12 protein-coding genes are annotated in these 11,370 nt (G+C 68.8%); 5 read left to right on the top strand and 7 right to left on the bottom strand.

Translation table 11 applies throughout. The annotated features are described in order from the left end of the window. The 4 genes from RKE50_RS15505 to RKE50_RS15490 all read right to left on the bottom strand — a co-directional run. Nucleotides 1–1,057, bottom strand: a 1,057-nt coding sequence (locus RKE50_RS15505; protein ID WP_350037843.1) for a retention module-containing protein, incomplete at its 3' end; no start/stop codon positions are given. 243 nt (nt 1,058–1,300) lie between these two features. Beyond that, nucleotides 1,301–1,927 (bottom strand): helix-turn-helix transcriptional regulator, encoded by a 627-nt coding sequence (locus RKE50_RS15500; protein WP_350037841.1) that lies wholly within the window; start codon nt 1,925–1,927, stop codon nt 1,301–1,303. Between the two features lie 9 nt (nt 1,928–1,936). Continuing rightward, nucleotides 1,937–3,382, bottom strand: a complete 1,446-nt coding sequence (locus RKE50_RS15495; RefSeq protein ID WP_350037839.1) for an HlyD family type I secretion periplasmic adaptor subunit — start codon at nt 3,380–3,382, stop codon at nt 1,937–1,939. Next, nucleotides 3,379–5,505, bottom strand: a complete 2,127-nt coding sequence (locus RKE50_RS15490; RefSeq protein ID WP_350037837.1) for a type I secretion system permease/ATPase — start codon at nt 5,503–5,505, stop codon at nt 3,379–3,381. Before RKE50_RS15490 ends, RKE50_RS15495 begins: the two co-directional genes overlap by 4 nt. A 256-nt stretch (nt 5,506–5,761) precedes the next feature. Between RKE50_RS15490 and RKE50_RS15485 the strand changes: the two genes are divergently transcribed. Next, the gene (locus RKE50_RS15485; protein WP_350037835.1) at nt 5,762–7,081 is read left to right on the top strand and encodes an MFS transporter; all 1,320 of its coding nucleotides are present in this window, start codon (nt 5,762–5,764) and stop codon (nt 7,079–7,081) included. A 23-nt stretch (nt 7,082–7,104) separates the two neighbouring features. Here the strand turns inward: RKE50_RS15485 and RKE50_RS15480 are convergent, their stop codons facing one another. Further along, nucleotides 7,105–7,707: a hypothetical protein gene (locus RKE50_RS15480; protein WP_350037833.1), complete on the bottom strand. Its 603-nt coding sequence runs from the start codon at nt 7,705–7,707 to the stop codon at nt 7,105–7,107. Nucleotides 7,708–7,716: 9 nt separating this feature from the next. Then, on the bottom strand, nt 7,717–8,259 hold the full coding sequence (locus RKE50_RS15475) for a bactofilin family protein (protein WP_350037831.1): 543 nt from the start codon (nt 8,257–8,259) through the stop codon (nt 7,717–7,719). A 239-nt stretch (nt 8,260–8,498) separates the two neighbouring features. Between RKE50_RS15475 and RKE50_RS15470 the strand changes: the two genes are divergently transcribed. Genes RKE50_RS15470 through RKE50_RS15455 form a run of 4 tightly spaced genes read left to right on the top strand, consistent with a single transcriptional unit; the run spans nt 8,499 to nt 10,430 of the window. Beyond that, nucleotides 8,499–8,972 carry an EF-hand domain-containing protein gene (locus tag RKE50_RS15470; RefSeq protein ID WP_350037829.1) on the top strand — a complete coding sequence of 158 codons (474 nt, stop codon included), beginning with the start codon at nt 8,499–8,501 and terminating at the stop codon, nt 8,970–8,972. 27 nt (nt 8,973–8,999) lie between these two features. After that, a complete protein-coding gene (locus tag RKE50_RS15465; protein WP_350037827.1) occupies nt 9,000–9,572 on the top strand; it encodes an RNA polymerase sigma factor in 573 nt (190 codons plus the stop codon). Next, nucleotides 9,562–9,978: a hypothetical protein gene (locus tag RKE50_RS15460; RefSeq protein ID WP_350037825.1), complete on the top strand. Its 417-nt coding sequence runs from the start codon at nt 9,562–9,564 to the stop codon at nt 9,976–9,978. The genes RKE50_RS15465 and RKE50_RS15460 overlap by 11 nt, the downstream gene beginning before the upstream one ends. Further along, a complete protein-coding gene (locus tag RKE50_RS15455; RefSeq protein ID WP_350037823.1) occupies nt 9,975–10,430 on the top strand; it encodes a periplasmic heavy metal sensor in 456 nt (151 codons plus the stop codon). Before RKE50_RS15460 ends, RKE50_RS15455 begins: the two co-directional genes overlap by 4 nt. Nucleotides 10,431–10,515: 85 nt before the next feature. Here RKE50_RS15455 and RKE50_RS15450 read toward each other — a convergent pair whose 3' ends face one another. After that, on the bottom strand, nt 10,516–11,244 hold the full coding sequence (locus RKE50_RS15450; RefSeq protein ID WP_350037821.1) for a TorF family putative porin: 729 nt from the start codon (nt 11,242–11,244) through the stop codon (nt 10,516–10,518). Nucleotides 11,245–11,370 lie beyond the last annotated feature (126 nt).

Raw genomic sequence — 11,370 nt, 5'->3', positions numbered from 1 at the left:
ACCAGGTGAAGCCGGTGACGCTGGCGGCCTCGGGCCCATCGGGGTTGTTGGTGTTGTCGAGGACGTTGCCGCCGACCGCGACGCCTTCGTCCGTGCTGGCGGACTCGTCGTCATCGGCGAGGACGTTGGGCTCGGGCTCAGGCCCAGGCTCAGGCTGGGGTTCGGGCTCCGGCTGCGGCTGGGGCTCGGGCTCCGGCTCCGGCTCCGGCTGGGGTTCGGGCTCCGGCTCCGGCTGCGGCTGGGGCTCAGGCTCGGGCTCAGGCTGCGGCTCGGGCTCGGGCGCCGGCTCGGGTGCTGGTTCCGGTTCGACCGCGGTCACGTCGATGGTGACAGCGGCGCTGTCTGATACGTTTCCATCCGGCGTGACCACCGTGTAGGTAAAGGTATCCAATCCGGTGAAGCCGTCGCTGGGCGTGTAGGTTACGGTGCCGTCTGCGTTGATGGTGGCCGTCCCGTTGGCGGGGTTGCTGACAGCAGTGACGACGGCACCCTCGACGAAATTGTCGTTGACCAGCACCGGGATGGTGATCGGGGTGTCTCGAGGCGTTTCGCCGCTGTCCGGAGATGCGTCGGCTCCGTTGATCTGCTCCGCCTGCTCGACGAACAGGTTTTCGTCTGGATTGGAAGCAGATCTCAGCCCGCTGAACTCGGGCGTATCCTCGCTGATGCGGGCCAGGCGGATGAAGCTGGAGCCGGCATTGGTGCCGTCCGCGCCGGCGCCTGCGGCGGTGGCCTCGAGCACCTCGGAGAGGTCGCCGTCGCCCTCGAGGGCGGCGATTACGTCGTCGAGGGTCGCGTCACGCAGGGCCGCCTCATCGGCGCCGGCGGCGAGCTCGGCAAGCATGTCCGCATCCATGCGGACTTCCGGGACGTCGGCAATGGCAAGGGCCTGGCCGTCGACAAGCTCCAGCTCGACCCGGCTGCCCTCGGGGGTGACCAGGGTCTCGCCCTGGCGGAGCTGGTCACCGACCCTGAGTTCGCGCAGTTCCCCCTCGGCGTTGCGGGCATAGGCGGTGCCTTCGATGGCGGTGACGGTAGCAATGGCGGCTGCGGCCATGGGTGTGTTCCTCGTACTGTTTGACTGGCTGTTCCCGCGTCGGGGTGCGGGTGGCTCCTTTCGCAGGTTGACAGGATGGGGCCAAGGAACGGGTTGCGCCTCGTACTTTTGGGCAGGTCGGCAGGAGTTAGCGCCAGATTTGTGATCTGATGCACACAAGCCCGTCGCCGGCGGGTGTCGAGAGTTCGAGGCGGGCGGTTTTACCGGTTGCCGATGCCCCCCGGCGCCTGCACGGATCGCCGCTCAGGCTCCGCCGTCGACGGGGATATCGTTCATGGCCAGGGCGAGCTGTACCCGGTCGCGGACGTCCATCTTGCGAAAGATGGAGGAGAGGTGAGACTTCACCGTGCGCTCGGACATGGCGAGGCGCTCGGCGATCTCCCGGTTGCTGGCACCGCCGCCGACGAGGCTGGCGACGGCGAATTCCTTCTCCGTGAGGCTTTCCACGCCGGCGGCATCGCGCGGCGCCGGGGAAACTACCCGCCGCGACAGGCCCAGCAGGCGCCGCAGCAGCTCCGGCGGCATCCAGATACCGCCGTCGGCAACCACCCCGGCGATCTCCCGCAGCTGGGCGGGGCTCGCCGCCAGGTGGCAGTAACCGCTGACGCCGAGCGAGAGCAGCGCGAAGGCCTCGCTTTCCGACGGCGCCGGGCGCATCACGATCACCCGCGGCGAGGCCTCGAGCGCCTGCCGTGCCGCGCGCTCCAGGCCTCCCCGGTCGCGGATGCGGCCGCCATCGAGCCAGAGGAGGGCGTCGGCAGCGCCGGCAATGCCCGCGGCTGCGCCGGGTTCAATCAGCCGCGCATGGGGGAAGGCTTCCTGCCAGCGGGCCGCCAGGGTATTGCCATCAGAGAGGAAGAGCTGGTCCATGAGCCGGGCTCAGCGCTCGGAAAGCGCGTACGCCTTGGCGCGGAGCACGGGCTTCATGAGGTAGGCCAGCACTGTCTTCTTGCCGGTAAGAATATCCACGTCCGCGGTCATGCCGGGGATGATGGGCTTGTCTTTGCCGAGGCTGGCATCCTGGGTCCGCACGTTGACCTTGTAGAAAGGGTTGCCCTCTTCGTCCAGCACCGTGTCGGCGCCGATATGCTCGACCACGCCGTCGAGGCCGCCGTAGACCACGAAGTCGTAGGCGGAGAACTTCACCAGGGCTTCCTGCCCGGGTACCAGGAAGGCGATATCGCGCGGGCGGATGCGCACTTCCACCAGGAGCGTGTCGTCCAGCGGGACGATCTCGACGATCTCCTTGCCGGGGAGGACCACGCCGCCGATGGTGTTGTAATAGAGCTGCTTGATGGTACCGGCCACCGGTGAACGCACGTCTGTCTGCGCGACCCGGTCGGAAAGGCCCGTGCGCGTCTCTTCGAGGGCGCTGATACGGCTAAGGGTTTCCGTGAGGTCCTCTCGCGCCAGGTTCAGGAAATCCACGGTCACTTCGTCGACCCTGCGCTCGGCCTCCGTGATGGCCGCGCGGATGCGCTGCATCTGCGCCCGGGCCTGGTCGCGCTCGCCGGCGAGCTGGTTCACCTCGCGCTCGAGGCGCAGAATCTCGACCTCCGACACGGCGCCGGACGCGACCATGGGTCGGGTCACGGACAGCTCCCGCTGCGACAGCTCGAGGGAGCGCGCCATCTGCCGCTCGCGGGCCGTGACCTCCGTGAGCTCCTCCCGCCGCTGGGTGAGCTGTTCACGCGCTATCTGCTGCTGCAGGGCCAGCTGCTCGAGGCCGGACTCGTAGAGCTCCCGTTCCTCGGCGACGATCTCCGGCACGGCCTCCGCGAATTCCGGCGGCGGTTCGAAGGGGGCCCGGTCGATGAGTGCCTGCAGGCGCAGCGCCTTGAGTTTCAAGGCGCGCGTTTCGGCGACGTTCTCGCGCAGGGTGGAGCGCGAGCGGGTCTGGTCCAGCCGTACCAGCAGTTCATCGGCCTTCACCACCTGGCCCTCACGGATATTGATCTCCCGGATCACGCCGCCGTCCTGGGACTGGATGACCTGCACCTGCCGGGAGGGGATGACCTTGCCACTGCCGCGGGTGACTTCGTCGACTTCGGCGAAGGCGGCCCAGGCGATCAGCGCGATCACCGTGAGCGCCACGGCATACAGGAGCGCCCGGGCACGCAGCGGGTTCTGCTCGATCCTCGCCTGGTGCGCGTCCTGCTGCCAGTTGATGGCATCCGCCTCCACTTCGCGCATCCACGGCGCAAACAGGCGGTCCACGAAGCGCCGGCCAGCGCCGGGCCTGCGCGGGGTGCTGTCCTCCGCCCCCGGGGCTGTCGGCGGGGCCTGGGCCTCGTCGCGATCGTCCCTGTGCTCCGCCCCGTTCATTTCGCTTTCCCGATGCGACCCTGCTGCAGGGCCTCGATAACCTTGTCGCGGGGACCGTCAGCGACGATCCGGCCGTTGTCGACGACGATGATGCGCTCGACCATGGACAGCAGCGAGTTGCGGTGCGTCACCACCAGCCAGGTCCGCCCCTGGATGTATTCCTCGAGGTGCTTGCGTACGGCACTTTCCGTCGAGTGGTCCATGGACCCGGTCGGTTCGTCCATGAGCAGGATCGGCGGGTCGCCGACGATGGCGCGGGCGAGGGCGACGCACTTGCGCTGTCCGCCGGAGAGCGAGTCGCCGCGCTCGCCGATCATCATGTCGAAGCCTTCCGGGTGGCGGTTGATGAATTCGCCGAGGTTGGCGATCTCCGCAGCCCGCACCAGCGCGCTGTCGCCCACGCCCGTGTGGGCCAGGGTCAGGTTGTCGCGCAGGCTGCCGTAGAACAGGGTGACATCCTGGGGCACGTAGCCGATGCGGGAGCGCAACTCGGTGGGATCGAGCTGCCGCAGGTCGATGCCGTCGATCATGATTGCGCCGTCCGACGGCTGGTAGAGGCCCATGGCCAGCTTCTGCAACGTCGTCTTGCCCGAGCCGACCCGGCCGAGGATGGCGACATGCTCTCCGGGCCTGATGCGGAAGGAGACGTTCTCCAGCGAGGCCATGGCCGCGTTCGGGTAGTTGAAGCTGACGTTCTTGAACTCGATCTCGCCGCGGAACATCTCCCGGGAGAGGAACTGGGCGCCCTCGGGGCGCTCCACCGGCGTCTTCATGACCTCGTCGAGGGACTTCAGGGCGATCTCTGCGTTGTGATACTGGGTCAGCAGGCCGGCGACCTGCGAGATGGGCGCCATGATCCGCCCCGAGAGCATCGTGCAGGCGATCAGCCCGCCCATGCTCAGCTCGCCGGCGGTGATCAGGTACACGCCGGTGACGATGACGAACATGGTCACCATCTGCGAGGCCCACTGGGTAAGGTTGACGTTGGAGTTGGTCAGCAGCCGCAGCTGCACGCCGACGTGGCTCAGGAAGGCGGTGGCGTCCTCCCACTTGCGCTGCATGATCGATTCGGCGCCCATGGCCTTGATGGAATCGAGGCCGACCAGGCTCTCGATGAGCGTGCTGTTGCGCTGGGCGCTGGCGCGGAAGGTGGTCTCGGTCAGCTCGCGCAGCTTGCCCTGGAGGATCAGCGCATAGACCAGCACGATGGCGAGGCCAATGGCGATTGGGATGAGGATGGGCCAGGCGATCCAGGCGATGACCGCCATGAAGATAAGGGCGAAGGGCACGTCGATCATCGTGGCGATCGTGGCCGAGGTGATGAAATCGCGCACGGTCTCGAAGGCGCGCAGGTTGACCGCGTAGGAACCGACGGACGGTGCCCGGTGCTCGAGGCGCATGCCGAGCACGCGCTCGAGGATGCGCGCCGACAGCTTCACGTCCACCCGCTTGCTGGCGAGGTCGAGGAAGTAGCCGCGCATGGTGCGCAGCGTGATGTCCGCGAGCAGGATGACGATGACCCCTGCGGCCAGCATCCACAGCGTTTCCACCGCGTAGTTCGGTACCACCCGGTCGTACACGTTCATGGTGAACAAGGGCAGCGCCAGGGCGAACACGTTGATGAAGAAAGCCGCCAGCAGCACATCCCGGTAGATGGGGGTGTTCTCCCTGAGCGCACTCCAGAACCAGTGCCCACGGTCCGTGGTCCCGGTGCGCGGCGTGCGGGCATCGAAGCGGAAGCGCGGACGGCAGATGATCACGTCGCCGCTGGCGCGGCGCTCGAGCTCGCCCGCATCGAGTTCGACCTCGGCGTCGTTCAGCTCCGGGAAGACCACCCGGGCGTGCCCGCCGTCGTCACTCCAGCCGAGGAGCAGGCAGGCGTTCTGCTCCTCGAGGAGGATGACGGCGGGCAGCAGTGCCCGGTCGATCGCCGACGGCGTGCGCGCGAGGATGCGGCTGGTCATGCCGGCGCGGCCGGCAGCGCGGTCGAAAAGCGAGGGCGTCAGGCCGCTGTCGCCGAGGGGGAGCCCGGCCCGGAGCGCTTCGCGGGTCGTCGGCAGGCGGTGCAGGCGGCACAGCGCCAGCAGGCACTCCAGCAGGTGGTCTGTGTCGTCAGTCTGCACGCGGCGGCCGCCCCGGCATTCCCGAGGCCGTTTCAAGCGTAGAGGGCATAATGCACACCGTTGATTGGCGGCGGTCAGCATAGGGGATTACGGCGATCCGGACCACGGCTGGCGGGGTCCGGGCAGCCATTTCTGTGCTGTCCATCACGCGGTCTCCGCCGGGATCGTCCGCAGCGGGTACTTTTCCGGCCCATTGCCTCTTGCCAGCCCGCCGGTACCGTCCCTAGACTCGCCGACCTCGCACCGGTTACGGACCATGGCCGCACGCACGCTACTTTCTCTCTGGCCGCTCTTCTTCGGCTTGCTGCTCGTCGGCCTGGCGAGCGGCGTGCAGGGCACGCTGCTCGGCTTCCGGGCGGAGCAGGAAGGCTTTGCGGGCGGGCTCACGGGCCTGGTGATGTCCTCGTACTTCGCCGGTTTCCTGCTCGGCTCCGTGTGGGCGCCCCGGCTCATCGACCGGGTGGGGCATATCCGCACCTTCGCGGCCGTTTCCGCCGTCGCCTCCGTGACCATTCTCGTGCACGCCAGCTTCGTCGACCCCTGGGTCTGGGCCGCCATGCGCCTGGTGACGGGCCTCGCCTTCTCGACCATCTTCGTGGTGACCGAGAGCTGGCTGAACGAGGCGGCGACCAACGAGAGTCGCGGCCGCATCCTCGCCGCCTACATGGTCATCCTCCTCGCCGGTACGGCGGGCGGTCAGTTCCTGCTCACGCTCGCGGACCCGGGCGGCTTTGCCCTCTTCGTGCTCGTCTCGGTGCTGGTCAGCGTCGCCGCCATCCCGATCCTCATGACCGTGCTGCGCACGCCGGTGCTGGAGGTCTCGGAGCGGGTCAGCCTCGGGCACCTGTGGTACCGCGCCAAGATGGGAGTGATCGGCCTGGTGCTGATCCAGTGGTGCGGCAGCATGGTGTACGGCATGGGGGCCGTCTACGCGGCCAAGCTCGGCCTCAGTGCCGAGGAGGTCGCCCTGTTCATGGGCGCGCTCCTCGGTGGCGCCATGCTGCTGCAGTGGCCCCTGGGGCAGCTCTCCGACATGGTGGATCGCCGCTGGATCCTCGGTGGGGCGAGCATCCTCGCCGGCGTCGCCGCCGTCTATGCGGCCGCGGAGACGGCGGCCGGCCCGCGCCTCTATGCCGCTGCCTTCGTCTTCGGCGGCTTCTGCCTGTCGCAGTATTCGCTGGTGGTGGCCCTCATCCACGACCACCTGCGGCCGGCGGAGATCACCCCGGCAAGCGGCACCATCGTTCTCCTGTCGGGCATCGTCTGCGTGACGGGCCCGCTCACCGTGTCCTTCGTACAGGCGAGCTTCGGACTCGAGAGCTTCTTCCTGCTCATGGCGGGGCTGCTGTTCCTCATGGCCGCGATCAGCATCTGGCGGGTACTCACGATCCCGGCCCTGCCGGCCGAGTACAAGACCACGACCACCATGCAGGCGTCCGTGGCTGCCGTGGGCTCCGTCCTGCACCCGGAGGAGAAGGGAGTCGTCGAGCCGCCGGCGGAGGAGGTGGCAACGGGAATCGTCATCGACGGCGACGACACCGCGGCGAACGAGGAAGCGACGAAGGACGTGGCCTGAGGCCCGGCACGCCCGAAGCGGGGCTAGCGGAAGAGGAATTCCTGGCGGCCGTCCCCGTGCAGCACCGCGTGCTCGATGGCCAGTGGTGCCATGGCCTCGTTGACGGCCTTGCGGTTGTGCAGGTGCAGGGTCAGCGGCTGTTCCGCGATGAGCCTCAGCGTATCTTCCGCGCAGATGCCGAAGTGCCGGAGCCGGGGCTCCACGGTGCGCTTGTGCAGGATGAAGCCGTGGCCCCGGCAGCCGTCATGGAGGTGCTCGCCGAGGAAGCGGAAGAAGGCCGGCAGGTCACCCACCGGCAGGAGGTTGATGCAGTCCCAGAGCAGGACGATGTGGAAGCGCTGGCCGGCGAGTTCGGGGAACAGCGCGTCGAACTCGGCGACCGCAGCCGGCGGGCTGTCCGCGTCGCGGGGCCGCTTGGCCAGGGACAGCAGCGTCTCCGCCGCGTCCAGCACCTGCAGCCGGCACGGGTGGTTGCTGAAGTAGCCGAGACTGTCGGCATTCGCGCGGCCGAAGTCCAGCACGTGCGGCGTGCCCAGCTTCTCGAGCCGTTCCGCCCCGAGTAGCCGCGGCAGCAACCGGCTGCGCAGGACCCCGCTTTCTTCCCGCCGCGCCGATGCGGTTGCCATGGTGTCTGTCTAGCTGGCTTTTTCCACGCCGGCGACGCCGGCCTTCGCCTGCGGGGCAGGCTCTGCCGGCGAGGGCTTTGCTGCCTGCGAGGGTGCCGGCGAGGGCGCCGCCGCCGCCTTGCTGCCACCCATGTCGATACTGCCCTTGAAGCGGCCGCCGTCCTCAAGCATGACCCGCGGGGCGCTGACATTACCCTGCACGTTGCCGGAGGCGGTGATCACGACCCGCTCCCTGCCGGTGATGTCACCCTGCACCTCGCCCTCGATGCGCACGGTCTTCGCCTCGATATCGGCATGCACGCGGCCCGAGTTGCCGATCACGAGCTCGTTCTCCGCGAGCGTGACGGTGCCGTTGACCTCGCCCTCGATGAGGAGGTCTTCCGCGCTCTCGATATCGCCGGTAACTTTCACTTTGGATCCGATCATTGCCCTGGCCTCGCTGCTGGCTGGTTGGGTGGGTGCCTTCGCCTGCGCCGGCGGTGCCGCCGGCGCCGCGCTTTCTGCGCTGGGCGCGGGCTCGGCCTCGGGCCGGGAACTCTTGCGCTCGAACATGGTGCCGCCCCCTGTTGTCCTGTGCATGCGCTGTGCATGTTCTCTGCGGGTACCGGCGCACCCGTTGCGGCCGGTGGACCCCCGATGCTAGGTCAACCCCGTGGACAGCGCAAACAGGTCTTTCACCCGGCCTGTCACCCGGCAACCCCCCCGCCCGGGGCCTGCGACGGAAATCGGCGCCCCGGCCGTATCATAGGCAGGCGGACGATGATGCCGCCGATGCACGATGGAGGGACACCATGAAACGCCAATTTTCACTCCCGGTTTCAGCGCTCGGAGCACTGCTTGTCGCGACCGCGCTGGCGGCACCGGCGACCGCCCAGCCGGGCCAGGGGCGCGGTCCCGGTCCGGCGGCGATGATCGAGGTCATGGATGCGGACGGGGACGGGCGCATCGGGCCCGCGGAGTTCGAGCCCCCGCGGCGGGGGCGCGGCGCCGAGCTGCGCGCGGAGGCCGACAGCGATGGCGACGGCCGGATCAGCCGTGCGGAGCACGACGCAATGCAGGCGGAGCGCAGCGGCCGCATGGCCGAGCGGGCCGACGCCATGTTCGAGGCCATGGACGCGGACGGCGATGGCTACGTCACCGATGAAGAGGCCCGGCAGCAGGCTTTCGAGCGACTCGATGCCGACGACGACGGCTATATCACCGAGGACGAACTCGCGACGATGCGCGAGCGACGACCCGGCAAGAATCCCCGGTGGTCCGAGTAGGGAGCCGTCCCAGGGCGTCCGGCGCAAGTGGCCCCGCCGGGTGTGGCCAGCGAAGAGGCAGCGCTCGTTGCCCGCGTTGCCGCGGGTGACGAGGCGGCCTACCGGGCCCTGCTGGCCGCGCACCTGGCCCCCCTCAACCGCTACGCCCGGCGCATGCTCGGCGACCGGGACGAGGCCGACGACGTGACCCAGGAAGTCTTCGTGCGCCTGTGGACCGATGCCCACCGCTACCGCCCGGAGGCGGCCCGGCTCACTACCTGGCTGCACCGCATCGCCCACAACCTCTGCGTGGACTTGCAGCGGCGCCATGGGCGGATCAGCCTGGCGGGCGACTCGTCGACGCTGGAAGCGCCGCCGCAGGAGGCGACGCGAGGCCCGGAGGCCGACCTCGCCGAGGCCGCCCGCGCGCGGCGGGTGCGTGAAGCCGTCGACGCCCTGCCCGAGCGCCAGCGCAGCGCCCTCGTGCTCTGCCACTACCAGGGCCTCGGCAACCGCGAGGCCGCCGAGATCGTCGGTGTCAGCGTCGAGGCGCTGGAATCGTTACTGGCCCGCGCGCGGCGCACGCTGCGCCGGGCCCTGGAGGAAGAACATGGACCTTGAGCGTTTTCAGGGCCTCGTCGATGCCTACGGGGGCGATGAAGCCGCCTGGCCGGCCGGGGAGCGCGACGCCGCGCGGGCGCTGCTGGCCGCGGAGCCAGAGGCCCGCGCCCTGCAGCTGGCGGCACAGGCAATGGACCGGGAGCTGGCGCTTTTCCAGGTCGCGGCGCCGCCGTCGGTCGATCGGATCCTGGCGGCCCGGCCGCAGCCCGGCGCGCTCGAACGCCTGCTGGCCTGGCTGGTGCCGGCGGCGCCCGGGCAGCTGTGGCGCCCCGCGGTGGCGGCGATGCTGCCGCTGGCGTTCGGCGTGATCCTCGGTGCGGGCCTGCCCGCACCCCTCGACGCGGAAGGTTGGGAGCAGCAGGAGCGCCTGTTGCTGGCGGCGCCCGGCCCGGGGGAAACGCCATGAAGACCTCGCACTGGGTAGGCCTCGCCCTGGCGCTGTCCGTGGCGGTCAACCTGCTGGTCGGCGGCGCGCTACTCGGGCGCCTGTTCCGGGCGCCGCCGGACCCTCCCCCGCCCATGGCCTGGGCGCTGCGCGACCTGGCCCCGTCCGTCCGGGAAACCCTGCGTCCGCAGCTGCGCAAGCGTCTCGCGGAGGCACAGCCGGCCCGGCGTGAACTGCGCCTCGCCCTGCAGTCGCTGGGCCAGGCGCTGCGGCAGGAGCCTATGGATCGGGATGCGGCGTCGCGTGCGCTCGCGCAGCTGCGGGAGAGCGGGGAACGCTACCAGGCGGTGCTCCACGAGAGCCTGCTCGATATTCTTGCCGAGCTGCCGGCGGAGCGCCGCGAGGCGGCCATGCGAGCGGCGATGCGGGGCAAGGGCGGGGCACTGCTGCCCGGCCCCGGCCCGCGCCGGTGAGCGCCAGGCGGTAATAAAGAGAAATCGCGGTGAGACGAAACCGCGGCAAGAAAATAGCGCGGGCCGGTCGGCCCGCGCGGGAGAGTTACATCATGTCGACGTCGACGGAGTAGGACACGACAAACTTGATTTCGTCGTTGTCGTAGCCGCCGTCCGCGGCGGGGCCGCTGACATCGGTGTCCGTGATCATGAACCCGAAGCCGCCCTTCGCGAGGCTGATGTTGTAGTCGAAGTAACCGTCGTCGGAGCCGTTGAAGGCCTCGGCGAAGTCACCGTCGTGATAACCCACGTGCAGGCCGAGTTCGATGCCGTTGCCGATTTCGAAGCCGTAATCCGCCGACAGGTAGTAGGTACCGAAGGCCTCGAAGTCCTGGTCCGGTCCCTCATCCGCTTCGGTGTTGGTCAGAAAGTAGCCCGAAAAGCTGAATCCGCCAAGGCCGACGGTGGCGTAGACCTCGCCGAAGTCGAAGTTCGCCTCGGAGTCGTAGTTGTAATAAAGGTAGCCGACATCGAAGGTCATGCCGCCGGCCGCGAAGGCATAGCCGGCGTACATGTCGTGCTCGTAGGAATAGACGTCGCTCGGACCGTAGTTGACGTTCGATACCCAGGTGCCGACATAGAAACCGCTGTCCGCTGCGTAGTCGATACCGCCCTGCACGGCCGCCTCGTTCTCGGTCTGTGTCAGGCCGCGCCAGATGTAATTGTTGGTGGTTGAGACGTTAGCGCTCAGGCTGCCTGCCTGGCTCGGGGCCGCGACCGCCAGGCCGAAACCGGCCAGCAAGATAGCGGCAGAGATGCCTTTGATTGGCTGCATGGGTTCCCTCTCCCTCGTTTTGTCTGTCAGTTGTGCGGTGGCTTGTCGCTGCGCCACCGTCGCGAGGTGCAAAGCACTGCGCGTGCCAAGTACAGAAAAACTACTGTCAAGTCAGGGGGATAGGGG

This window comes from Pseudohaliea sp. (genome assembly GCF_040217025.1).
Classification (GTDB): Bacteria; Pseudomonadota; Gammaproteobacteria; order Pseudomonadales; family Halieaceae; genus Pseudohaliea.
The sequence above is the reverse complement of the archived record's forward strand: the minus strand, read 5'-3'. Positions and strand labels throughout refer to the sequence as shown.